Source organism: Methylovulum sp. (assembly GCF_028687615.1).
Classification (GTDB): Bacteria; Pseudomonadota; Gammaproteobacteria; order Methylococcales; family Methylomonadaceae; genus Methylovulum.
In genome coordinates, this window is sequence record NZ_JAQTZU010000023.1 from 23,027 (window position 1) to 47,876 (window position 24,850).

At 44.1% G+C, this 24,850-nt stretch carries 18 protein-coding genes; 3 read left to right on the forward strand and 15 right to left on the reverse strand.

All coding sequences use genetic code 11. From position 1 onward, the window contains the following. Positions 1 to 86 precede the first annotated feature (86 nt). The 15 genes from PHH59_RS13385 to adk form a co-directional block, all read right to left on the reverse strand. On the reverse strand, positions 87 to 1,046 hold the full coding sequence (locus tag PHH59_RS13385; protein ID WP_300017030.1) for an XrtA/PEP-CTERM system-associated ATPase: 960 nt from the start codon (positions 1,044 to 1,046) through the stop codon (positions 87 to 89). Positions 1,047 to 1,048: 2 nt separating this feature from the next. Then, on the reverse strand, positions 1,049 to 2,620 hold the full coding sequence (locus PHH59_RS13390) for a TIGR03016 family PEP-CTERM system-associated outer membrane protein (protein WP_300017033.1): 1,572 nt from the start codon (positions 2,618 to 2,620) through the stop codon (positions 1,049 to 1,051). A gap of 100 nt (positions 2,621 to 2,720) precedes the next feature. Further along, positions 2,721 to 3,776 (reverse strand): XrtA-associated tyrosine autokinase, encoded by a 1,056-nt coding sequence (locus PHH59_RS13395; protein ID WP_300017036.1) that lies wholly within the window; start codon positions 3,774 to 3,776, stop codon positions 2,721 to 2,723. A gap of 21 nt (positions 3,777 to 3,797) precedes the next feature. Further along, positions 3,798 to 5,369, reverse strand: coding sequence for an XrtA system polysaccharide chain length determinant (locus PHH59_RS13400; protein WP_300017039.1), 1,572 nt, complete (start codon positions 5,367 to 5,369; stop codon positions 3,798 to 3,800). A gap of 35 nt (positions 5,370 to 5,404) precedes the next feature. Further along, positions 5,405 to 6,124, reverse strand: a complete 720-nt coding sequence (locus tag PHH59_RS13405; protein ID WP_300017042.1) for a polysaccharide biosynthesis/export family protein — start codon at positions 6,122 to 6,124, stop codon at positions 5,405 to 5,407. 111 nt (positions 6,125 to 6,235) lie between these two features. Beyond that, positions 6,236 to 7,528 (reverse strand): nucleotide sugar dehydrogenase, encoded by a 1,293-nt coding sequence (locus PHH59_RS13410; RefSeq protein WP_300017045.1) that lies wholly within the window; start codon positions 7,526 to 7,528, stop codon positions 6,236 to 6,238. Beyond that, positions 7,528 to 8,538 carry an NAD-dependent epimerase gene (locus PHH59_RS13415; protein WP_300017048.1) on the reverse strand — a complete coding sequence of 337 codons (1,011 nt, stop codon included), beginning with the start codon at positions 8,536 to 8,538 and terminating at the stop codon, positions 7,528 to 7,530. Before PHH59_RS13415 ends, PHH59_RS13410 begins: the two co-directional genes overlap by 1 nt. A 47-nt stretch (positions 8,539 to 8,585) precedes the next feature. After that, positions 8,586 to 11,009: a tetratricopeptide repeat protein gene (locus PHH59_RS13420; protein WP_300017051.1), complete on the reverse strand. Its 2,424-nt coding sequence runs from the start codon at positions 11,007 to 11,009 to the stop codon at positions 8,586 to 8,588. Positions 11,010 to 11,372: 363 nt separating this feature from the next. Beyond that, positions 11,373 to 14,099, reverse strand: coding sequence for a FimV/HubP family polar landmark protein (locus PHH59_RS13425; protein WP_300017054.1), 2,727 nt, complete (start codon positions 14,097 to 14,099; stop codon positions 11,373 to 11,375). Positions 14,100 to 14,173: 74 nt separating this feature from the next. After that, the gene (locus PHH59_RS13430) at positions 14,174 to 15,196 is read right to left on the reverse strand and encodes an aspartate-semialdehyde dehydrogenase (protein WP_300017057.1); all 1,023 of its coding nucleotides are present in this window, start codon (positions 15,194 to 15,196) and stop codon (positions 14,174 to 14,176) included. Further along, complete coding sequence (gene leuB / locus PHH59_RS13435; protein WP_300017060.1) at positions 15,196 to 16,281, reverse strand: 3-isopropylmalate dehydrogenase; 1,086 nt, start codon at positions 16,279 to 16,281, stop codon at positions 15,196 to 15,198. The genes PHH59_RS13430 and leuB overlap by 1 nt, the downstream gene beginning before the upstream one ends. Before the next feature lie 44 nt (positions 16,282 to 16,325). After that, positions 16,326 to 16,961 carry a 3-isopropylmalate dehydratase small subunit gene (gene leuD, locus PHH59_RS13440; protein WP_300017063.1) on the reverse strand — a complete coding sequence of 212 codons (636 nt, stop codon included), beginning with the start codon at positions 16,959 to 16,961 and terminating at the stop codon, positions 16,326 to 16,328. Between the two features lie 46 nt (positions 16,962 to 17,007). Next, entirely contained in the window at positions 17,008 to 17,106 is a 99-nt protein-coding gene (locus PHH59_RS16960; RefSeq protein ID WP_366145501.1) for an entericidin A/B family lipoprotein, read from the reverse strand. Positions 17,107 to 17,137: 31 nt separating this feature from the next. Next, the gene (gene leuC, locus PHH59_RS13445) at positions 17,138 to 18,550 is read right to left on the reverse strand and encodes a 3-isopropylmalate dehydratase large subunit (RefSeq protein WP_300017065.1); all 1,413 of its coding nucleotides are present in this window, start codon (positions 18,548 to 18,550) and stop codon (positions 17,138 to 17,140) included. 68 nt (positions 18,551 to 18,618) lie between these two features. Next, on the reverse strand, positions 18,619 to 19,257 hold the full coding sequence (gene adk, locus PHH59_RS13450; protein WP_300017068.1) for an adenylate kinase: 639 nt from the start codon (positions 19,255 to 19,257) through the stop codon (positions 18,619 to 18,621). Between the two features lie 620 nt (positions 19,258 to 19,877). On the opposite strand from adk, the gene prsK reads away from it, so the two are divergent. From prsK to pyk, 3 genes are all read left to right on the forward strand, one after another. Continuing rightward, a complete protein-coding gene (prsK, locus tag PHH59_RS13455) occupies positions 19,878 to 21,971 on the forward strand; it encodes an XrtA/PEP-CTERM system histidine kinase PrsK (protein WP_300017071.1) in 2,094 nt (697 codons plus the stop codon). A 162-nt stretch (positions 21,972 to 22,133) separates the two neighbouring features. Then, a complete protein-coding gene (gap, locus tag PHH59_RS13460) occupies positions 22,134 to 23,147 on the forward strand; it encodes a type I glyceraldehyde-3-phosphate dehydrogenase (protein WP_300017074.1) in 1,014 nt (337 codons plus the stop codon). Positions 23,148 to 23,153: 6 nt separating this feature from the next. Beyond that, positions 23,154 to 24,602, forward strand: coding sequence for a pyruvate kinase (pyk, locus tag PHH59_RS13465; RefSeq protein ID WP_300017077.1), 1,449 nt, complete (start codon positions 23,154 to 23,156; stop codon positions 24,600 to 24,602). The last annotated feature ends 248 nt before the right edge of the window (positions 24,603 to 24,850 follow it).

Below are 24,850 nucleotides of genomic sequence, written 5' to 3' on the forward strand. Positions count from 1 at the left end.
CAACGCATTATTAAAAAATCCGGCGTCTTAAACCCACCGGCGACCCTTAACTTGACCATATCAAACCACCCTGCGTATGTTGCAGGTCACTTCAGCCCTTGATGGTAAGCATTTAAAACTTGATAAAGATCCGCAAGCAATTTCTCCAGGGCAACGACGCGTTGTTCCAAGCCAACGGGATAAGTTTGTTCTGAAAGAAGGGCGACGGGATCGTAGTTTTCATCGACTTCAATCAGCTCTTCCTCTTCAATGTCGGCAATGACTTTTTGCACAACCGATTGGTCAATGACTTGTAGTTCATCCAAAAAACCAAACATCATCACTCTTTCACATAAGGTGTTGATTTTTCTAGGAACACCTTGTGAATGATTGAAAATTAATGGGAAAGCGTCATCTTCAAACAGCGGCGATTGTTGCCAGCCAGCTCTTTTTAAGCGGAAGAAGACGTAATTTTTAGTTTGTTCCAAATCCAGGGATTTTAATTGATAGGTGGCAACGACACGCTGCCTTAGTTGCTCCATTTCTGGTAAGGCCAAGGTTTTATTGAACTGTTTTTGTCCTACCAGAAATATTTGTAGCAGGGTTTTTCCCGAACTTTCAAAATTGGACAACATCCGCAATTCTTCCAATGAATGTTTGGGTAAATTTTGCGCCTCATCAACAATCATCAACACGCGTTTGCCCCTACTCGCTTGATCAACAAAAAAGCGTTCCAATCTGTCCAGCAAGGTGGCTTTGTCGTCACCTTCGTAAGGCACGTTAAGCGTAGCCGCAACCATCCTCAACAAATCGTCGGCGCCAATCTGGGATGACACTATCAGCCCCAAAGTGAATTTTTCCCGATTGATACTGTTCAACAACTGTTTGATCAGCATGGTTTTGCCAGTGCCAGGCTTGCCAGTGATGACGATAAAACCTTCACCTTGGGTTATGCCATAGCGCATATAGGCCAAAGCCCTTTTATGCACTTCACTTTTAAAAAAGAAATCGCTGTCAGAGTTTAACTGGAACGGTTTTCTGCTTAAATGATAAAAGCCGTCATACATCGTCAGAATCTCAAAAATAAGCTGGCAGTCGCGCGATTTTCTTCATAATTATTAGTGGTGACTGCTGAAGATTGATTTAGGTGGCGAAATTCTAAACGACCATTTAGGCGGTTGGTGATTGATCTGTTCAAGCCCAATGCAAAATCATAACGGTTGTCTTTTTGTGATAAGCCCCGGTCTATTTGCTGCCATCCGGGATTGATGTAGGCACTGGTTTTAGGCGCAAACTGCCAATTCCAACGACCATTGATCCCAGTCACTTTTTCATGATTGCCTGTCACTTGAAATGACCGGTCTTGATTAAACGCACTGACGGCAATATTGCTTTTACCCGTGACAAACGACACCGAAAAGTCCCAGGTTTTGGTCAAAATAACTTGATCGGTTTGAGTGGGAAAAAAAAAGGGGAATTGCACAGGCTGGGTGATAAGCGGGTCTGGATTAATGTCAATGGTGATGACGCGCTGCTGTAATAACAAGGTTTGCACCGTCGTTGTGTCATTGTTGTGCGATAAAGACCAAGTAGTGCGTTGGGTGCGGTAATTCAAGGCCGTTTGCCAAGTTTGCCCTGAATTTAGGCCAATTTTGTTGTCCCTGAATGTGGTCACCCAGGTCAAACGCTGCATAGGGGAAATATTTAAGGTGACATGGGCATTATTCCCATATCCGGCCTCAAGACTATAACGCTGGCTAGGCATCCACTGGACACCGGCGGTGTAAAAAAAGCCATTATTGCTACCTGTCAATGACTGAAAACTGTTTTCACTATAGCCACCCTGAGCAAAAACATTAAACTGTTTGTTTAAATAAGTCCTTACGGTCGCATTTGAATTTTGGAAGGAAACATCATTACCAGACGCACGATAATTTTCACGGTTGTTAAATGATAAGTTCCAACTAACCCGTTTGAATGCAGTACCGCTATTTAACTGGAGTTGCTCCCCTAAATTAACGGTGTCAGAAATACCTGCCCTATCCGAAGCAGCAATGGTATCGGTGGTCAAGGTATCAAAATTGGCACCTATAGAACCATTGGCGTAATTACCAAAATGTGGCGTCCAATTTGGCGAAAGGCTAAAGGTATTGACATTGGCCCGGTTTCCAGAACCCGATATATTGTCGTTTGCAACTTGGGTGTTACTGATGTTTTGTTGGCTGACAGAGCTGTTCGCGTTCAAAAAAAATCTATTGGGTATCAAGGTGTTGTAGCTATTAAACTGTAGCTGGTTAAAGGTTGTGGCTTCGTTGTCACCAGATGCATTATATAAATTCTGCATACGGTAATTCAGGTTGAGATTACTCCGCCCTGATTGCCTAACAACAAAAATACTCGGCGTGGCTTCTGTGACAAAAGCTGCCGTTTCATTGCCTTTCTGGGCTAATTTAATATTATCTGAATAAATTTCTTGAAACTGTATATAAGGTCTTAAAGTCCAGTTTCCGGCATGGGATGGTTGGCAAGTGACGCATAATAACAGGCCGGCTAAGCTAACTCTCGGAACAGTGCCATTAAAGTGTCTTGACAAAGTTTCCCCTCGTTTGCAAGATGTTGAAACTTTTATATATAGTTCCATATAGAGTTGTCTGGCAACGGACGATTAAATAAAATGGTGGAAGACGTTGCTGACGGTAAGCTGGGCATCCATAAAACGGGTTTATCTGGATGATTGGATATCAATGGGTGGCATATTGTCCGTAACCATAGCCATAATAATATCCGTCACTCAAACTGATTAATGTTTTGTTAAATACCAGCAAGACCACGTCACAGACAGATAGCTTGCTGACAGATTCCATGACCATGCTCTGCAAGGTCTTTTCGGCTTCTACAACCAAAACAACTTGACCGACCAGCTTTGCCAACACTTCGCCCTGGGTGGCGGCCAATAAAGGCGGCGAGTCGAAAATCACAATACGGTCAGGGTAGCGGTTGCTTAATTCTTCGGCAAACAAGGCCATTTTATTGCTGGACAATAACTCGGTTGAATATTTATGCAGCTTTCCGGCTGGAATAATACGCAATCCTTGCATATCGGTCGCCAATTCTATATCAGAATAAGCCACATTTTCCCCTTCCAGATAATCGATCAAACCTAACATTGAGGGTGAATGAATCCCTAATCTTTTCGACACGGATGGCCTGGCGACATCGGCATCAATCAACAATACCTTTTTGTCACGTTCATTGGCAATGCTCAAAGCCAGATTAATCGCAGTAAAGGTTTTGCCTTCGCCCGGTACGCTGCTTGTCACCAAAATCAGATTCGACCGGGCAATGCCCACACTCCCCGCTCCAAACGCATTGTAAATAAGAGGCCGCTTGATGTTCCTGTATTCCTCTATAGTTTTGGTATTCACATCGCTAGGCGTGACAAAGCCCAATTCAGCCAACCTGGCCCAATCAATATCAACCCTCTCTTGCCGGGCCTGGTGAGGCTCCCCTATATTATGCCCAACGCCAGCCTCATTAGCCGCAGTAAACATAGGTTTGTTTAACGAAGGGGGTTCTGCCTTAAATAATTCCGTTTCGACCGCAAAATCGGCTTTGGCAATCAGTGACGGCTCCGTGTCTTTATTAAAAACCTTTTCAATTGTTGCAGAGACACTAGGCGTGGCGGGAAAGGCGTCGCCCTCAAAATGCAAACTCGTTTCGGTAGACAAATCGATGCTTTTATTAACTTCCTGCTCTGTTTGGTCGGCTTTGTTGACTGCTTTTTCAATAATACTCATCAATGACCTCTAAAGATTTTTTTAGTGTATACGTTGCAATAATTTGACTAAACTTGATACGTCAATATGCAAAATATCAATCATCATAAAAGTGATGTAAATCACAATAAGCCCGAAAGTGCAAAGACCATATTTAAACGGTTCTTTTTTATTCTTTTTAAGCTCAAGATCATTGATTTTCATTGACACACTGCCTAGAACTGGAAGCCCGGTCAATTGCCTAAGTTGCGCGGTTGTCATCACCGTAGGCCTAATTAGATAAATTAAAAACGCAACACCAAAACCTGAAACCACACCGACAAGCAGGACAATTGAATCCATGATGGGCTTGGCTGGTGACGAAGGTAACAGCGGCTTGTCCGGGGCATCAGCAATTTTAAATTTTAAAGATTCAGCTTGGTCATCCACTTTCTTTGATAAGCTTGCCTGCTCTCGCGTCGACAGCAATTGTTCATAATTTTTCTTTATGGCTGAATAATCCCGATTTAAATTCTGCATTTCCGTCTCAAGTGAGAGCCGGGTATTCCATTCGCTTTGTGCCAACTCCAAACGTTTTTCCAACACATTAACACGGGATTGGATCGATGCGACATTTGCCTCCGCTTCATTCAAAGCTATCTTAATCGATTGTGTATAGGGATTGGTCATCACCGAACTGTCAAGCCCTCCCGCTTCTGCTTGTTTGGCGCGTTTTTTTTCGCTGATTTTTTCCAGCTCCTTGATGGTTTTATTTAGATGCGCTATTTCAGGATGATTGGCAGTGTATTTAATGAGCAAATCATCCCTACGCAGTTTAAGTCCGGCAATTTTTTCATCTTCTATAGTGGATTGTTGGTCTGCTAAAACGCCCCACTCTTCGTCGTTAGAAACCAAGGCTTCATCAAATTGTTCTTTTAATGCTTGTTTCCTTGAAATAGCTTCATCCAAAATCAATTTCGCATCTTGCAACGTAACGGTCATTGTATGCATTTGCTCCACTTGATTGCTACCCTGACCAGGTAACATCCCCAAATTGGCACGCATAAAATTTTCTTTAGCTTTTTCTGCATTACGCAGACGGACTTCATATTCCTGAATTTGCCGGTCAATAAAATGATGCGCGGTGTCCGCCCCTGCCATCGTGGACAATTGTGTCTGTTCAGAGAAGACCGTTAATACCGCCTGCACCACATTTTTTGCCAAATCAGGATTATCTGCTTCATATTTTATGGTAAAAATATCATCGCCTAGGGCGGTTATCTTAATATGTTTCTTCAAATCATCTATAAGTTGCTCCTGATCACGGGGATTTTTTATCCTCTTCTCCAAATCGGACAAGTGGATGATTTGTTCGACATTATTTTTGGTAAACATCAATTGTTGCATCACCCTAAGCAATGCCCTGACATCAGATTCGACTGTCATCCCCCTCATCAAGGGCCTGAGCATGGTGCTGGTTTCAACATGCACTTTAGCCTCAGAGGTATATTGCCTGGGCATAACCAACACCACCAGCCAACCTGTCAGGCAGATTATCCACGCCAATACAATCGCTATCCATTTGTACCTTAAGGTTCCTCTTAAATAAAAAAGGATCTCTATTAACTGCTGCATATCTTTTCTGTTCTTGGGAGTTTTTCGTTAGATAGTTAAAAAAATGCTTCAGGTATTATGACAATATCTCCGGGCAAAATTTTCACATTCGCTGACAAATCAGCATTTTCAATCAGATCGTCAATCCTGATGCCAAATTGTTGCATTTCTCCGTTGATGTTACGGACAACACTGGCCCTATTACCATCTGCATATTGCCCCAAGCCGCCCACTTGTATCATAAGGTCCAGTAATGTCATATCTTTCTTATAAGGGAAAGAACGGGCGGAAAAACGCGAGCCGCCACCCGAATTTGCTCCTCCCCCATAACCAGAACCACCAGAGAATCCACCGCCAACGCCACTATTAACTCCACTACTTCCACCGCCACTTAATTGCCCGATTATCCGCACTTGCTGGCTATAAACGCCTTGAAAACCGCTCACCATAATGACCACTTGGGGATCACGTACATATTTTGCCAACGATTTTTCCATAACCCTGGCCAATTGGGTTGGGGTTCTGCCACTGGCGGTCAAATCTTCCGCCAAAGGAATAGTGATTTTGCCATCAGGCCGGACAGTTGCCGTCGTAGAAATGTCCGGATTTCCCCAGACATAAATTGTGATGTTGTCACCAGGGCCAATAATGTAAGTATAATCGGAAGGAATAGTGGCATCATCTTCCTGTGTCAATTGCGGATGCCCACAACCCAACAGCATAAAAATAAGCACTGCTAACAACCATTTTCTGATTTGCAAAATTAACACCTTCATTACCTCATTTTTACCCTATAAAAATATCAACGGACAGAATTATCTAAACCAGTGGCCTTTACCAAACGGAATACGGGCAACGGACTAGCTTGTTTAGTAGAGTTGTTATTATTACAGCCGCCACAAAGTAATACCTTCAGGAACAGTGGCACGATCCAATTTGGCTTTGACATCAATGACCACGCCTTTTTGATGCTCTAACAACGCCGAGAAATAAGACCAATCTTTAGCCATAAAGTAACGGTGGGGAACCACAAACAACACGGCTTGGGCAGGCAGTAACTGACGTTCATCAACAACCATTTCAACCGCATATTCCGCCATTATTTCATGTGCGTCAGCCATCGGATCAAAGATTTGGACACGGATACCATAATCTTGCAATTCCCTGACTATATCAATGGCACGGGTATTCCTAATATCAGGCACATTTTCCTTAAAAGTAAAACCTAACAAAGTGGCAATACTGCCTTTTACGCAATGCCCAGATTTAATCAACTCTTTTACGGTCTGGCTGGCAATAAACCCGCCCATGCTATCATTGATGCTACGCCCGGATAATATAACTTGGGGCGTGTAACCTAGTATGGCAGCCTTATAGGTTAAATAATACGGGTCTACACCGATACAGTGCCCACCAACCAAACCTGGCTCGAAAGGCAGAAAATTCCATTTTGATGAGGCGGCTGCCAATACGTCTTTGGTATCTATATCCATTTTATTAAAAATCAACGCCAGTTCATTCATCAAGGAAATATTTAAATCCCTTTGCGTGTTTTCAATGACTTTTGCCGCCTCGGCGACTTTAATCGTAGCCGCTTTATGCACACCCGCAGTGACCACGGATTCGTAGACGGCTGCGACTATGGCCAGGGTTTCCGGGCTATCCCCTGACACCACTTTGGTGATAGTTTTGAATGTATGTACTTTATCGCCGGGGTTTATGCGTTCGGGTGAATAACCCACTGCAAAATCAACGCGCCATTTTAAACCGGATTCCCGTTCCAATACGGGAATACAGTCTTCTTCAGTTGCCCCTGGATAAACCGTTGATTCGTAAACGACAATATCACCTTTTTTTAGCTGTTGCCCGACGGTTTTTGACGCTTTCAATACTGGTGATAAATCCGGCTGTTTGGCATGATTGACCGGAGTCGGGACGGCGATGATATGGAAATCAGCTTTTTGTAAGTCGTGGGCATCGGAGGTAAATAAAATATCGCTCTCGGCCAACTCAATAGCGGACACCTCGTTAGTCCGTTCAATACCTTCCCTTAACTCGGCGATCCGTTCCTGATTGATATCAAAACCGATGACTTGCTGATCCTTACCAAACTCAACAGCTACAGGCAAACCGACATATCCCAAGCCTATTACCGAGATTTTTCGACCATGAGCATTCATCAGCTTACCCTGTAAAAATTTTTGTACCATTCAACAAAATTACCGATACCCACTTCCAATAAGGTATCAGGCTTATAACCTAGGTCATCCACGAGATCAGAGACATCCGCGTAAGTATCAGGAACGTCACCAGGTTGCAAGGGCAAAAAGTTTTTTATCGCTGTTTTACCAAGGCATTTTTCCAGTGTTTCAACAAAAGTTAATAAATGTACCGGATTGTTATTGCCGATGTTGTAAACGCGATAAGGTGACAGGCTGGTTCCCGGGTCGGGATTTGCCCCTGACCAATCGGCATTGGGTTGCGCCGGTTTATCTATCACCCTGACCACACCTTCAATGATGTCGTCAATATAAGTAAAATCGCGGCGGTGATTACCGAAGTTAAACACATCAATAGGTTTTCCTTCAAGTATACTGCGCGTGAATAAAAACAACGACATATCAGGCCTGCCCCACGGCCCGTAAACAGTAAAAAAACGTAATCCTGTGGTCGGCAACTGATACAAATGGCTATAAGTGTGGGCCATCAATTCATTGGCTTTTTTACTGGCGGCATAAAGCGAGACCGGATGGTCCACGTTATGATGAATGGAAAAAGGCATGTTCGTGTTTGCGCCATAGATGGAACTAGAAGACGCATACGCTAAATGTTCCACGTCATTATGCCTGCATCCTTCAAGAATATTAAGAAAGCCCACTATGTTGGAATCAATATAAGCATGGGGATGGGTAATTGAATATCTGACACCGGCCTGGGCGGCAAGGTGCATGACTCTTTGAAATTTCTCAGTTGAGAAAAGCCCCTCGATTTGTGGCTTATCGCCAATATCAAGCTTAATAAACCTAAAGTTTTTATATGGTTTTAAACGTTCCAGACGCGCCAACTTTAAATTGACATCGTAATAATCATTGAGGTTGTCAATGCCTACGACTTCCTCGCCGCGTTCCAACAACCTAAGGCTAAGCGAGGAACCGATAAATCCTGCCGCACCTGTTACCAGTACCTTCAAAACCCTCTCCTAGTCAATCTGCATCACTATTTATTGCTTAACAGCAATTATTGCCTTGCTTTGGTTATTTCCGCCAATAATGATTCAGCCGCTTTTTTTTCAGAGAAATTAGCATTTGTCTTTGCCAATTCCAAAGCTTGCTTCAATTCAGAACCCGCTAAACCGTCATCGCCATTTTTGTGGTAAGCCATTGCCAAATGGTATCTGAAAGCAGGCACATTAGGGGCAGCAGCCACTATCTGGTTTAGGATACTCAAAGCATCTGAAATCCTATTCTGTTTAATTAGAATCCAGGCGTAAGTGTCTTTGTAATAAATCTGTTCAGAATCCTTGAATTTTTCGGCCAATTGGGCGGCTTTGTTCAACTGCTCTTTATCGGTTGCGTTTTCACCAAGAATCCAGGCCAAGTTATTAACGGCCAAATCCAGACGCGGGTTTTTGTCGATCAATTGCTCGTATAACTTGATAGCCAGATCATTTTTTCCGAGGCTTCCATACAAAGAGGCAAGAGAGATTGTCAGTTCAACACTTTCGGGATTTTTTTTCAAGCCTTCCTGATAGACAGCAACGGCTGAAGGTTTATCATTTTCAGCTAACTTAGTATTAGCTAATAAGGAATATAATTTGGGGATATTGGCGTCTATTTTAATCAGTTGATTCAATAAATTTTCAGTTTTTTCAAACTCTTTATCCAGACTATGCAGTTCGGCCAGTAAAACTCCAGCCGATATGTTTTTAGGCTTTTTGGCCAGAGCGGCGTTTAAATAGGCAACCATCTCCCCCCGTTTACCCATTTTCTCATAGCAACGGCCAAGGCTGACCAAGGCATCACTGTTTTCAGGGTATTTCGCCAATAACTCTTTATAAATCGCAATGGCCTTAGGATATTCACCTTGACCTTGAAATATCTGCCCTTGTAAAAAAGCGGCGAGATCTTTTGCCAAAGGGTTTATGACATTCTTGATTTGCTGCACAACAATTTTGGTTTCATCCCAATTACTTTCCGATAAATTAATTTTTGCCAATTTTTCCAGCAATAGTAAATTATCGGATTTGATTTTTATCGCCTTCTTTAATATATCTTTAGCAAATTTCACATCATTAGTCGCCAAAGCTTTGTCATATACATAGACCAAGGCTTCATAATTGATTGGATTCAGCTCCAATGCCTTGGCAAAGTTTTTATCGGCTTCTTGCTTGTTATCTTTGATTAAATAGGCTTGTCCCAACAAATACAGGACTTCGTCGGAATTTGGTTTTGAAAATATAATTTTATTCAAGATTTCAATTGCTTCATCGGGTAACTGTTTAGCAATAAATAATCTTGCCTTGAGTATTTTGGCAGTTTCAAAATCAGGTTTAGCTTCCAATAACTCATCAACAATCTTACCGGCAACATCATAATTTTTGTTGTCCAGGACATTCTTTGCCAACAGGGCCTTAGCGGCATAAGCGGTATTAGAATCTTTTTCTGAGGCTATAACCTGATTAAAAACAGCGTTGGCTTCATCAAAGTTTTTTCTTGATGCCATCCAATTAGCAAGCTCTATCAAAACCTTGGGCTGGTTTTTTGACTGTTCGACGAACTGATGAAATTCTCCGATTGCCTTATCTTTGGAAAACATGGACAAAAAATCAAGCAACAGTAATTTCGGCCTAACGTCATTAGGAAGCTCGGCAATTACTTGGCGTAACAGTTCTTCCGCTTCTTTTTTCTTGTCTGTCTGAATGTAGATTTTAGCTAAAATCACTTTAAAATCTTTATTCTCAGGATGCGCCAAAATTAACTTATGGTAATCCGCTATCACCGCATCCATATCTTTTGCTTTTGCATGAAGCTGAACTTTAAACAATTGGAGGACAATATTTTTAGGATCGTTTTTTATCGCGCTATCAATTAATTCCAATGCGGTGGATAAATCATTTTTTTCCATAAAAACCATTGCTTTCAAAGACAAAGCATCAGTGTTATTAGGATTTTTCGATAAAATATCGTCAATGATTGCCAAAGCTTCTGCTGGTTTCTTTTGGCTGATAAACGCCGAGGCTTTTAAGGTACGTCCCTGCAAATTTTGACCGTCCTCTTTCAATATAAAATCAGCTTGCTCTTGCGCCTTTACCGGCTCACGCAGAAGGAGCAAAACATTACCCAGTTTTATTCTTGCTTCAGTATGCTTTGGTGCCAATTCAACTGCTTTTATAAGATTTTCTTTCATCGCCTTATACTGTTGATTTTTTTCGTCCAGTAACGCGAGGTAGTAATAAGTTTGTGCGGTATCCTTATTGGTCTGGCTGGAAGTTTCCAATTCCAGCTTAGCTTTTTCATATTCACCTTTATCAAGATACTCAATGCCTTTCTGAAGGTGGGCATTTCCATCGTCCTTGTTATCACACCCTTCCGCAAGCAATATTGTTAAAAAAATCGCACTGGCTATTAGCTTTTTTTTACTACCGTGATGAAAATCGTTCATTTTTTAACCTATTAAAATTGTAAATAGTTACTGGAATAAATTGTAATAAAAGCTGCCCCCTTGAAAAGGCCTTTTCCAGTTAAACAAATTCTAACAGAGTTTGAAGGCCGGCTTTAGAACATATCAAGCAAAAAATCAAACTGGCAAACTGCATTACTTATAAAATCCCGTCCACATCGGAAACGCGGAATGAATAACCTTCGGATTTTTCTTTAGAAAATACAGAAAGACGGATAATTTTGGAAAAAGCGGGTAAATGAAACACAGATTTTAAATCCACATCTATGCCACTTATGATGCTTAAATTATTTAAAAAATAAAAAAGCCCAATTAAGGGCTTTTTTAAATAAAAATGCCTTCTTTTTATTGAAGATTTTCAAGCAAGGCCTTGGCTACTAATTGTTGCTCATTAGTACCTTTTTCAAGCACTTCACGGGCAATTTCATTAGCCGCATCACGATCACCCATATCAATATAAGCCATTGCCAAATCAAGTTTAGTTTCCATTTCGTCCATTTCAGCTAAATTAGTAAGGCCAAAACTTTCACTGCGATCTTTTTCAGCAAATCCCAGTGAGGGCTTAGTTATATCAAAATTGATGCTTAACGAATCATCCTTAAACAAGTCATTCTTTGTTTCTATGTTTGCTGATAAATCAAGCACTCCAATGCTTTCATCGACGTTTTCAAGATTTTTGGGTTTTACCGCTTCTATTTCAATCTTGTTGTCATCATCTAAATCGGCCTCAATAGAACTGAAATCAAAATCAAGTGCAGTAAAATCAGATCCACCCTGTGCTAACGTTTCGCCTAAATCAGCATTTGGTTTTTTTGTTTCTACGTCAGCCGCACTCAAATCAAAGTTGAATGTTTCTAACTCCTCTTTACTATCGGATGATGAAGGCTTCTCAATTGAAACGCCTACAGTCCCGTTAGCAGGCTCTAACGATGGAGTTTCAAAAGCAAGTGCATCCAAATCAAAATCTATACCGTCATTATTTTGATCGGATTGAGTTTTATCATTTACTGGCTGCTTCGTTTTAGCAGTAATGTCCTTATCAAGATCAAGATCAAACAAGCGGTCTGCGGGATTACTAGAATCATCGCTATAAAATAATTCTTCAAAGGAAGCCAAGTCAAAATCCATTTCATCCAATTTACTCTCACCACCGGCCGGGCCATTAGACGTTAGCCCATCACCGCCAAGGGCATTCTTCTTGAGATCAATTGGCACCGTTTTCGAGGCAAAAAATATCGAATCCGGACAAATTTCACCACCCATCTCTGTCACTTTAGACCAAAATGCAATATCGTCTATTTTACCTTCGTCAATCAGTTCTGCCGTATATTTCTCAAAATCCTGTTTATTTTCATTGGCATAAAAAATCTCCAACAACTTCAGTTTAAATTCATCACGGTTAGGTTGTTCTTTTATGGCATGCCGCATCAGATCTTCTGCTTGTTGGTAACGCCCGTAAGCCAAATAAACATCGGCTTCGGAAATCGGATCAATTTCGGCTTGATCCATGTCAAAAACATCAAACTCACCACTGTTAAAATCACTTACAAACAGGTTATCACTACTGATCGCGTCAACGTTGTCAATTCTGATTTCTTGATCGGAATCGGCTAATTGCCCAACCGACACTGACCGACTCCCAACACCCGACGATTTTAGTAAACTTTCGTAATCATTCTTACGTCTTTGCTGCCAAAACCACCCCAAAAATGCTAATAAGCCGATACCTACAACACCGTAACCTAGATAAGCCCACAGGGAAGTGGACTCTTCTGGTGCCGGTGAAACTATCCGGCGCACAGGGGGTTTGGCTAGAGCTGGTTGCTGCCGGGGTTCTGGTTGGGCTTCTTGTTTATTAGGCAAGGCCACATCACCGGTCGGAGACGGCCCTTGTACTACGGGCGGTTGGACTGGTTGGGGCTGATTAGTTGCTGGTTGCGGCGGTGATACAGGTTCTGTTACTGGCGGGCTTACTTGCGGTTGGACAGGCTTCGGTTGCGCTTGATTTTGCAAGGCGGCAAGCTGTTGATCTTTTAATGCGATCAACTCTTGCATGGTCGCCAATTGTTTCTCTAAGGCAGAGATTTTCGATAAAATAGCCTCGTCAGCAGTTCGATCAGTTAACTCTTTTTTAACTTTGTCAGGTGATAAAGATGGTGTTTGAGGCGACGCCTCATTAACGGCCTGATTGGGTGAAGCTACAGCCGCATCATCGCTGACACTATCTTGTGCGGGCGCACTCAATGTCAACTGATTCTCTGATTTCTCTTCTGGTCCAGCAACGACACGGGCAACTGAGGAAGGATTTTTCCAAGCCCGCATTTGCCGATTAAACTCATCCAGAGCATCGCTTTGGGAAAGTTTTAAAATTTCTTCTTTATTAGGTATTTTTAGGGTCTTGTCAGGCAACAACGCATTTATGTTGGCTTTATAAAACGCCCCTTGGTTCGCATCGTATAACGCCACCATGAGTTGTTCCATAGACACGCCATCACCGCCAATACGTCCAGCTATCTTTTCAAGCGTATCATTTTTAACAGTCGGCCCATAACGTTCACTACTTAAACTGGCACTAACCCTGGCACGAGGCTTGGATGACTTTTGTACTGGCGGCCTATATTGGGGTTCAGGTTCATAACTTTCAACTGGTTCAGAAACTGGGGCAACAGCTTGCCCATATTCAGCCGGTGGATCAACCAATACAGTAAACTCGCGATATAAATCACCTTTGGGCCAACTGACTTGCAACAAAAAATCCAGAAAAGGCTCTTTTAATACTTCTCTTGAAGTAATTTTGATAACCAGTCGCTTACTATTTGACTCAATGGTCTGAAACCTAAGTTTCGAAAGAAAATAACTCCAAGGTATCCCTGTTTCATCAAATTTATCGGGGGATGCCAGATTGACTTTAATATCGGCGGCTTTTTCCCCGGACGATAAAAGCAAAGCAATTTCTGCATCCAAATTTTGATTTAGTGCTGAGTGCAATTTAATCTCGCCTATTCCCAAGGGATAAGCACTAGCCGGTACCAACAAAAATGCAACCGCTATAGTTTTAGTTAAATTGCGCACACCGCTCTCCTTCAAAATAGTTACCACAGTTTCATTACCATGAATAGTCAGTCAAATGTTAAACTAATCTTAGACTAGATGTGATTTTTTACCAGCACTTCTGCTATTTGTACACTGTTTAAAGCCGCACCTTTGCGGACATTATCGCTAACCACCCACAAATCAATCCCTTGAGGATGTGATATATCTTCCCTAATTCTCCCCACAAATACATCATCATGGCCCGATGATTCCGTGACCGCTGTTGGATAGCCTCCATCCACACGCTCGTCAATGACTGTCACCCCAGATGCTTTCTTAAGCAACTCCCTGATCGAAGCAATATCAATTTTTTTGCGGGTCTCGATATGCACTGCTTCGGAATGACCGTAAAATACCGGAACCCGCACTGCCGTCGCGTTCACTTTGATTCTATCATCACCAAGGATTTTTTGCGTTTCCCAAACCATTTTCATTTCTTCTTTGGTATAACCATTATCCTGAAAAACATCAATCTGAGGCAATACGTTAAATGCAATTTGTTTTGGGTACACACGGCTGGCAATAGCTTGCATATTTAGCAAGGCTGCCGTTTGTTTGGCCAATTCTTCTATCGCCTCTTTACCAGTACCGGAAACCGCTTGATAGGTGCAGACATTGATACGCTCGATACCTACAGCATCGTAAATCGGTTTCAATGCCACCAGCATTTGAATAGTGGAGCAATTCGGATTAGCGATGATACCGCGATTTTTGTAATCGGCGATTTTTTCTGGATTAACTTCCGGGATTACCAAAGGAATATCGTCGTCATAGCGAAAGTGCGACGTGTTATCGATGACTATACATCCCGCTGCTGCGGCTTTAGGCGCATATTCAGCAGACACGGAGGCACCCGGAGAAAACAAGCCTATTTGCACTTTAGAAAAATCAAAATCAGCCAAATTTTGTACACTTAAAGATCCGCCTTTGAAAGGGATTCTCTTGCCTACTGACTGGCTGCTGGCTAAGGCATAAACCTCGCCGACCGGAAAATCCCTTTCTTCCAAAATGGACAACATGGCTTCACCGACGGCTCCGGTAGCACCGACAACGGCAACATTATAAAGCTTGGTCATTACGCCCTCTCTTTTAAGGCAGAAATTACAGCATCACCCATCGCTGAGGCACCGATTTTTTGCATACCATCAGAATAAATGTCTGCGGTACGGATATTGGCGTTTAGGGCGGCATTTACCGCCTGTTCAATACGTTCTGCCGCTTCATTTTGATTAAAACTATAGCGCAACATCATTGCCGCCGATAGGATAGTCGCTAAGGGATTGGCTATGCCTTTACCTGCTATATCAGGTGCGGAACCATGAATCGGTTCATACATGCCTTTATTATTAGCATCTAGTGACGCTGATGGCAACATGCCGATTGAACCTGTCAACATGGCGGATATGTCAGAAAGAATATCACCGAACATATTCGTAGTCACCAGAACATCAAATTGTTTGGGGGCGCGTACCAATTGCATGGCGGCATTATCGACGTACATATGGCTAAGTTCAACCTCTGGATACTGCTTGCCCGTTTCCGTGACCACTTGCCGCCATAACTCAGTACACTCCAACACATTGGCTTTATCGACTGAGCACAGGCGGCGGTTTCTTTTTTGGGCGGTTTGAAACGCTACATGGGCAATCCGGCGAATTTCTGATTCACTGTATACCAAGGTGTTGTAACCCTGTTTTTCTCCATTTTCCAGCAACCTGACCCCGCGTGGCTGGCCAAAATAAATGCCGCCCGTCAATTCACGGATAATCATAATATCAAAGCCGGAAACAACTTCAGGTTTTAGGGTGGAGGCATCGACCAATTGGGGATATAAAATAGCTGGACGCAAATTGGCAAAAAGCTGCAATTCCGAACGCAAACCCAGCAATCCTTTTTCAGGACGCACAGAAATGTCCAAAGACTCCCATTTATAACCGCCGACAGCCCCCAACAAAATAGCATCCGATTGTCTTGCCAAATCCAAAGTTTGCTGGGGAAAAGGCGTAGCATGCACATCATAAGCGGCACCACCAATCAATCCGTTTTCGAAAACCAAGCCCAAATCCATATCGGCATTCAAATAATCCAGCACTTTAACCGCTTCGGTAATTATTTCCGGACCGATGCCATCACCTGGCAGAACTGCAATTTTTTTTGTCATTATTTTTTAAACCTTTTTTCATCCATTGTTGCTGTTGCTCCCGCTCAATTGGTGAACAACCACGGAGCCCTTTTCGCACGTTCCAATTCATAAGCCGTGATTTTATCAGCTTGTTGCAATGACAAACCAATATCGTCCAGGCCATTCAATAGCCGGAATTTACGGTTTTCATCGATATCGAACCCGATAATCCGCCCCGTGGGGGTGGCAATTTGTTGCACATTTAAATCAATCACCAGCCGGTAAGTTTCCGACAATTCCTGAAACAAACTATCCACTATTGCCGAAGCCAACACAATTGGCAATAAACCGTTTTTAAAGCAATTGTTATAAAAAATGTCGGCAAAACTGGGGGCAATGATAGCCCTGAAGCCAAAATCTTCTAACGCCCAAGGCGCATGTTCGCGTGACGATCCGCAACCGAAATTTTCCCGCGTCAATAAAATTTCTGCGCCCTGATATTCAGGTTGGTTCAAAATAAAATCTGGGTTCAAGGGACGATGGGTGCAATCCATGTCTGGTTCGCCGTGATCCAAATATCGCCATTCATCAAATAAATATGGGCCAAAGCCAGCCCGTCGGATGGATTTGAGGAATTGTTTAGGAATAATCGCATCGGTATCGACATTAGCGCGATCCAATGGGGCGACGAGGCCGTTTAATAAAGTGAATGCTTGCATATTTTTTTAGCACTTAAGAGTGGAAATACAATCGTTAGTGTTGAAATCATGATCTGCCAATGGCTTCACCGACTCTTTCCAAATCCTTTCCAATGCCATGAATTGTGTTGTAGGCCGGTATGGCTAAAATTGCCGCGATGACCAAATAAAATAATCCAATTTTTCATAATTACCTGTTATACCTCAAGATATTGACGTACGTCGACAAAATGACCGGCAATCGCCGCCGCCGCCGCCATCGCCGGGCTGACCAAGTGTGTGCGTCCGCCATAGCCTTGTCGGCCTTCAAAATTGCGGTTGGATGTCGATGCACAACGTTCACCTTCTTCCAAACGGTCGGCATTCATCGCCAGACACATGGAACATCCTGGTTCACGCCATTCAAAACCGGCGTCAAGAAATACCTTGTCCAAACCTTCCGCTTCGGCCTGCCGCTTGACCAGACCGGAACCCGGTACAACCATTGCAAGTTTAATGTTATTGGCAATTTTTTTGCCTTTTGCAACATCGGCTGCCGCCCGTAAATCTTCAATTCTGGAGTTGGTGCAAGAACCAATAAACACTTTGTCTAGTGCGATGTCGATAATCGCCTGCCCGGCATTTAAGCCCATGTATTCCAAAGCCCTTACCATGCTTTGCCTTTTCACGGCATCCAATTCTAACGACGGATCAGGTATGCGCCCAGTTACGGCAAGCACTAATTCTGGAGATGTTCCCCAAGTGACTTGGGGCATTATAGCTGTCGCATCCATCTCGACCACTTTATCAAACACGGCATCCGCATCCGAGTGTAAATAACGCCACAAGCGTTCCGCCATAAACCAGTCACCATCTTTTGGCGAATACGGCCGGCCGCGGTAATAATCAATAGTCACCTCATCAACCGCCACCAATCCGGCGCGTGCGCCCGCCTCTATCGCCATATTGCAAACTGTCATACGGCCTTCCATCGACAAAGCGCGGATCGCCTCACCAGCAAACTCGATGGTATAACCGTTGCCCCCCGCAGTGCCGATTTCGCCGATTATGGCCAGGACTATATCTTTAGCTGACACACCTGCACCAACCTGTCCATTAAACTGGATCAACAGATTCTTGGCTTTTTTCTGCACTAAGCACTGGGTCGCCAAGACATGCTCGACTTCTGACGTACCTATGCCAAAAGCCAAAGCCCCGGAAGCACCATGCGTGGAGGTATGCGAGTCGCCGCAAACCACCGTCATTCCCGGCAGTGTTGCACCTTGCTCCGGGCCAACCACATGCACAATGCCCTGGCGTGGATCGTTCATGGCAAACTCGGTAATGCCAAATTCGGCACAATTTTTATCCAGAGTTTCTACTTGCAAACGTGAAACCGGATCGGCAATGCCTTTATCACGGTCAGTAGTGGGTACATTATGGTCAGCAACGGCAAGATTCCTTGCTTGCCGCCAAGGTTTGCGGCCCGCCAAACGCAGGCCTTCAAAAGCCTGGGGCGAAGTCACCTCATGCACTAAATGCCGGTCGATATATATAAGTGAGGATCCGTCATCTTCCGTAAAGACGACATGGTCTTCCCATAATTTGTCATAAAGTGTTTTACCTGACATAGCTCTTTTCACTGATTGTACAGCACAAGCGGCTGATTTGATTATTTTTTATGCCGACATGATACAGATCAAGCCAAAATGGCAAAGACCTTTTGGGTGATTGCATCAACCGATCCGACACCCGTTATCGAACTAAACCTGATGTCTTTTCCGGTGGCGGAATAGTACAAAACCAATGGCTTGGTTTGTTCATGATAAACACTTAGCCTTTTACGCACCGTTTCTTCTTTATCGTCATCACGCTGGATCAACGCCTCTCCGGTCAGGTCGTCAAGACAGTCAACTTTAGGTGGATTGAATTCAATATGATAACTACGGCCTGATGGCAAATGCACACGCCGTCCCGCCATGCGTTTTACAATTTCTTCATCTTCGACAACTATTTCAATCACTGTGTCAATGTTGACTCCCATAGCCTCCAACCCTTCTGCCTGGGCAATCGTGCGCGGAAAACCATCCAGCAAAAATCCCTTGACACAATCCGCCTGGGTAATCCGCTCTTTAATAAGGCCCAGGATAATGTCATCGGAAACCAACCCGCCCGCATCCATGACTTTTTTTGCCTCAATGCCTAGCTGAGTCCCTGCGCGTACCGCCGCCCTGAGCATGTCACCCGTCGAAATTTGGGGAATACCGTATTTTTCGGTAATAAACTGTGCTTGAGTTCCTTTACCTGAACCCGGACTCCCTAACAGGATGATGCGCATGAAATACTCCGTCGTCTCTTTATAATTAGTTTACTAAATATTTATCCGCCCCCAAATGGGGTGGTGATTGAACAGGGACTGTTTTTCAACTAAGTTACCTCTTTGCAAACTGGATTGGCTATCGCTGTCTAACGACCCTAGCAATCCTTACCGGAAGATACACGTTGACTTGAACAGTTGGACTGCAAGCTCCACCCAAAAGGGTAATAAACAGATAAAAGTATAACTGAACATTTTATAACATTTCTTCGTTTATCTCTTTTAAAAAATAGCCATTTATCACTTTATAACTATTTTTTTAGCCCGGACCTCCAGCATTCGGATAGTGAAAAAATATTATCCGGCACAACAGCCAAACAAACTGAATGCAGACCGCCACTACATTAGCAGTATGGGTCATGTTGCCGCACCCCATCATTTTCGGCATACTTATGACTTTTGCTGTGACGAGTCGCCAACCAGCGGCTTGGTGAGCATTTCCCCCCCATACTCCCCTGCTTTTTACTATGGGACTGGCAGCCCACTTTTGCCTAAGCCCTACAGCAAGCGTTTGCTACAAGACACCAACATAAAACACGTTATTTCGCATTACAATAAACTTTAATAAAGCAGGATGGATCATGGGAAATTTCGTTTTTTATAGTTATTTAACAGCCGCAATCGCCTATTTTTTGTTATTGCTGTTCGCAATATTCGGCACAAAAAAAAACAATGTCTCCATTTCTTTTATCGTTGCCGTGGCTTTTTCCCTATTTTGGGCTGCTTGTATTACGTTCACGCAATACAGTTTTGCCGACGGTTTTCTAATTTCCGACAGTTTGGCTTATGAAACCTTACGCAATGCGGCGTGGTTTTTCGTACTAGGGACGCTGATTTCCCGGCAATATTACAACAACAGCTATCAATTGCTGTTTGAATCGCGTTTTACTTATCTGCTGACCGCATTCATGCTGTTTCTGTTTGCTTTTGAAATCTCTCAAAATTTTCGCAATTACATTTTGGAAATCATCGGTCAAAGCATCAAGTTACGGCTGCTTTCCCATCTCAGTTTTGCGATTATCGGCTTGGCTTTGGTCGAACAGCTTTATCGCAACGCCACCACAGAACTGCGCTGGGTGATTAAATTCCTCTGTATCGGCTTAGGCTCGTTATTTACCGTCGATTTTATTGTTTATAGCAAGTCCTTGTTGTTTACACGGCTTGATTATTCGCTTTGGAGTTCACGGGGCGTAATCAACGCATTGATTGTACCCTTGCTGGCACTGGCATGGCATCGTTCGCAAACAACGAGCATGGCCGGCATCACCCTATCAAGGCAAATCGTTTTCCATAGCACCGTGCTGATGGGAACCGGTTTTTATTTGATCCTGATGTCTTTGGCAGGGTTTTATATCCGCGATTTTGGCGGCACATGGGGAGAATTTGCCGAAATTGTCTTTATTTTCTTGGCAATCTTGTTGCTGTTGGTTTTGTTTCTGTCCGGCAAAGTCAGGGCGCTGGTCAAAATTTTTTTCAACAAGCACTTTTTCAGCTATAGCTACGATTACCGGGAAGAGTGGCTTAAACTTAGCAAAACGATTGCCCAATTGAATTCGCTAAGTGATTTGTCATCTGCGATTATTACAGCCATGTCCGATTTGGTGGACAGTTCGGGAGGCGGTTTATGGCTAAAAGACGATCAAGGTGATTTTTATCTGGCTGAAACCCAAAATATAGGGGTTGAGTTGCCCCAGAACGTCACCGCCAACCACTCAATCCTCCATTTTATGGTTGACAAGGAATGGGTGATTGATTTGTATGAATTCGCGGACAATCCCGACATTTATGAAGGTGCTGACCTGTCGCAATGGTGCCCGGCCGAGAAAAATGTCTGGTTGATCATCCCCTTATTCCTGCAAAATGACCTGGAAGCTTTCGTCGTATTGACCCAAGCCAGGGTGCCAAGGGCATTGAATTGGGAAGACCATGACCTGTTAAAAACGGTTGGCAAACAACTCGCCAACGCCCTTGCCCTCAACCGGGCCAGCGACGCGCTGTCCCGATCCCGACAGTTCGAGGCTTATAACCGCCTCTCCGCCTATCTAGTCCACGATTTAAAAAATTTGATCGCACAAATCGCCCTGATTGTCAAAAACGCAGAAAAACACAAGCGTAATCCAGAGTTTGTTGATGATGCCATTATCACGCTGGAAAACGTCGTGAATAAGATGGAGCACTTGATTACCCAGCTCAAAAAAGGCCACGGCACTGGTAATTCAAACACCCGCCTCAACCTCTCCGACATCGCCGCTGATGTGGCTATTCAGCAAGCGGGCAACAAACCCGTTTTACAGTTGATAAAATCGGCTGGCAGCGATATGTTTATCAACGGTGAGAAAGAAAAATTAACCGCCATCCTGGGCCATCTGGTACAAAATGCCCAGGACGCAACACCCGACAATGGCGCTGTCAAAATGGAATTAAGCAAAACCCAACAACATGCCGTTATTAAAATCTTAGATAGTGGTTGCGGCATGGATAAAAAATTCATCGCAGAACGCTTGTTCAAACCGTTTGACACCACCAAAGGCAATGCAGGCATGGGCATTGGTGTTTATGAAGCGCGTGATTATATCGTCAAACATTCGGGTACTTGCCAGGTTGACAGCAAGCCCGGTATCGGAACGACATTTACCATTACCCTGCCGCTTGCCGATGACATTTTATTACTGTAACGCCCCGTCTTGACCGACAACAACCAAGCCAACCGCTTTGTTATATTGCCCGATGATCAATAGACTAAGCCCCCACTATTTTGGTATAGTTGTTGCGTTTTCCGAATTTTTGCCACACATCCGTGTAATTTTCATTTCATCCCCCCCCTCTGGAGAAACTCAATGCCAATTAAAGTTGCTATCAATGGTTATGGCCGTATCGGTCGCAATATCGTCCGTGCCTTATACGAAGCAGGCCGTACCGATGAAATCCAAATCGTCGCCATCAATGACTTGGGCGACGCCAACACTAACGCTCATTTGACGCAATATGACTCCGTGCATGGTAAATTTCCTTTCGATGTCGTCGTCGATGGTGATTGCATAGTGATCAATGGCGACCGGATCAAAGTTTTCTCTGAACGCGACCCTTCCAAATTGCCTTGGGGCGACTTGGACATTGATGTCGTCCATGAATGCACCGGTTTGTTCACCAGCAAAGCCAAAGCCTCCGCCCACATCACGGCAGGCGCGAAAAAAGTCATTATTTCTGCGCCAGGCGGTGATGATGTCGATGCCACTATCGTTTACGGTGTAAACCATAACATCTTGAAAGCGTCAGATACCGTCATTTCCAACGCTTCTTGCACAACCAACTGTTTGGCACCGCTGGTCAAACCTTTGCACGACGCCATCGGCGTTGTCCACGGCTTGATGACCACCATCCATTCTTACACCAACGACCAAGTCCTGACGGATGTTTACCACAGCGACTTGCGCCGTGCCCGTTCCGCCACGCAATCCATGATCCCCACTAAAACTGGCGCGGCGGCGGCGGTAGGTTTAGTCTTGCCTGAACTTGCCGGCAAACTCGATGGCTTCGCTATGCGCGTACCAACCATCAACGTTTCTGTTGTTGATTTGACCTTCACTGCCGCCAAAAGCACCAGCAAAGCGGAAATTGATGAAATTTTGAAAGCGGCTGCGGCAAGTTCGTTAAAAGGCATTCTGGACATCAACGAAAAACCATTGGTGTCAGTTGATTTCAACCATAATCCTGCTTCATCCATTTACGAAGCCCCATTGACCAAAGTGGTTGACGGAAATTTTGTAAAAGTCCTGTCTTGGTATGATAACGAATGGGGCTTCTCAAACCGTATGTTAGACACTTCTATCGCCCTAGTAAACGCGGGATAAACCACCATGTTAAGAAGAACCAAAATTTTAGCCACACTAGGCCCCGCTACGGACAAACCCGGTGTGCTTGAGGGTCTATTTGCGGCTGGCGTTGATGTTGTACGCATGAACTTCTCTCATGGTTCTGCCGAAGACCATATCGCCAGGGCAAATGCCATCCGTGAACTCAGCAAAAAAACCGGACGGCGTGTAGGCATCCTAGCTGATTTGCAAGGACCGAAAATACGCATCGCCCGCTTTACCAACACCAAAGTCGTGTTGGAAGAAGGCCAGGATTTCGCCCTGGACATCAACTTCGACCCGATGGCGGGTGACAATACCCAAGTGGGCATCACTTACGAACCCTTGGCCTTGGAAGTCAAACCAGGCAGCCGGTTGTTACTGGATGACGGGCGCATCGTTCTGGATGTGGTCAACGTAGCCAACATGCGTGTCAACTGCACCGTTGTGGTGGGTGGCGATTTATCCAACAACAAAGGCATCAACCTGATGGGTGGCGGCCTTTCTGCGGCGGCACTGACAGAAAAAGACAAAGAAGACATCAAAACCATCGCGACGATGAAATGCGATTATGTCGCCGTGTCTTTCCCGCGTTGTGCCGAAGATTTAAACGAAGCGCGCCGCTTGTTGGAAGCCGAAGGTTGCTATGCGGGCATAGTCTCCAAAGTTGAACGTGCGGAAGCGATTATTGATCCGGTTATGGATGAAATCATTCTTGCCTCCGATGCGGTGATGGTGGCGCGTGGTGATCTGGGTGTGGAAATTGGCGATGCCAATCTGCCTGCGATCCAGAAAAAGCTGATTAAACGTACCCGCGAGTTAAACCGCGTGGCGATTACGGCAACCCAAATGATGGAGTCGATGATTGAAAATCCGATCCCTACCCGTGCCGAAGTGTTTGACGTCGCCAACGCGATCTACGACGGCACGGATGTGATCATGTTATCGGCGGAAACCGCATCGGGAAAACATCCGATTAAAGCAGTCGAAGCCATGCACCGCATTTGCGTGGAAGCTGAAAAGCAACCCGTCGTACGTGAATCTGACCACCGCATCAACATCCAGTTTGAACGCATCGACGAAGGCATTGCCATGTCTGCAATGTATTTGGCTAACCATACCAAAATCAAAGGCATTGTGGCATTGACTGAATCGGGTTCGACTCCGTTATGGATGTCCAGGATCAGCTCAGGCATCCCTATTTTTGCTTTTAGCGGCGTAGAAGAAACCCTGGGCAAAGCCACTTTGTTCCGTGGCGTATTCCCAATCTATTTCAAACTTGAAGACACTCAAGACCATGCCGAAGTCAACCGCAGTATCGTCAAGGAACTTAGAAAGTGGAATATCGCCAAAGACAGCGACAAATTCATCATCACCAAAGGTGATTTGAACGGTGTAAAAGGCGGAACCAATGCTTTAAAAGTTATTGTCGTCGGTCAGGGCTTAACGCCCTAGCAATCTCTTCTGCACTCAACCCTTAGTTGGGTGCAGAACTTCCTCCCTCCTTCCCCAAATCCAGTCCGTTTATTTCTATCTGTAAAACAGGCTTCATTAAAGCACACCATTTCGTTGCATTAAGCCCCGGCGTTTATCAATCCGGTAGTCCTGCAATCGGAATGATTTGTAAAAAGTCAAGCCTACCGATTTATTGGGTCGAATGCCCGTACTTCAAGGCGTACAGTCATCGCAATATTTTATTGACA

Coding starts and splice junctions, on each gene's coding strand:
- PHH59_RS13400 (WP_300017039.1), bottom strand. CDS start 5,369: ATGCAGCAGTTAATAGAGATCCTTTTTTATTTAAGAGGAACCTTAAGG.
- gap (WP_300017074.1), top strand. CDS start 22,134: ATGCCAATTAAAGTTGCTATCAATGGTTATGGCCGTATCGGTCGCAAT.
- PHH59_RS13410 (WP_300017045.1), bottom strand. CDS start 7,528: ATGAATGCTCATGGTCGAAAAATCTCGGTAATAGGCTTGGGATATGTC.
- adk (WP_300017068.1), bottom strand. CDS start 19,257: ATGCGCATCATCCTGTTAGGGAGTCCGGGTTCAGGTAAAGGAACTCAA.
- PHH59_RS13390 (WP_300017033.1), bottom strand. CDS start 2,620: ATGGAACTATATATAAAAGTTTCAACATCTTGCAAACGAGGGGAAACT.
- pyk (WP_300017077.1), top strand. CDS start 23,154: ATGTTAAGAAGAACCAAAATTTTAGCCACACTAGGCCCCGCTACGGAC.
- PHH59_RS13430 (WP_300017057.1), bottom strand. CDS start 15,196: ATGACCAAGCTTTATAATGTTGCCGTTGTCGGTGCTACCGGAGCCGTC.
- PHH59_RS13420 (WP_300017051.1), bottom strand. CDS start 11,009: ATGAACGATTTTCATCACGGTAGTAAAAAAAAGCTAATAGCCAGTGCG.
- PHH59_RS13405 (WP_300017042.1), bottom strand. CDS start 6,124: ATGAAGGTGTTAATTTTGCAAATCAGAAAATGGTTGTTAGCAGTGCTT.
- leuC (WP_300017065.1), bottom strand. CDS start 18,550: ATGTCAGGTAAAACACTTTATGACAAATTATGGGAAGACCATGTCGTC.
- leuD (WP_300017063.1), bottom strand. CDS start 16,961: ATGCAAGCATTCACTTTATTAAACGGCCTCGTCGCCCCATTGGATCGC.
- prsK (WP_300017071.1), top strand. CDS start 19,878: ATGGGAAATTTCGTTTTTTATAGTTATTTAACAGCCGCAATCGCCTAT.
- PHH59_RS13385 (WP_300017030.1), bottom strand. CDS start 1,046: ATGTATGACGGCTTTTATCATTTAAGCAGAAAACCGTTCCAGTTAAAC.
- leuB (WP_300017060.1), bottom strand. CDS start 16,281: ATGACAAAAAAAATTGCAGTTCTGCCAGGTGATGGCATCGGTCCGGAA.
- PHH59_RS13395 (WP_300017036.1), bottom strand. CDS start 3,776: ATGAGTATTATTGAAAAAGCAGTCAACAAAGCCGACCAAACAGAGCAG.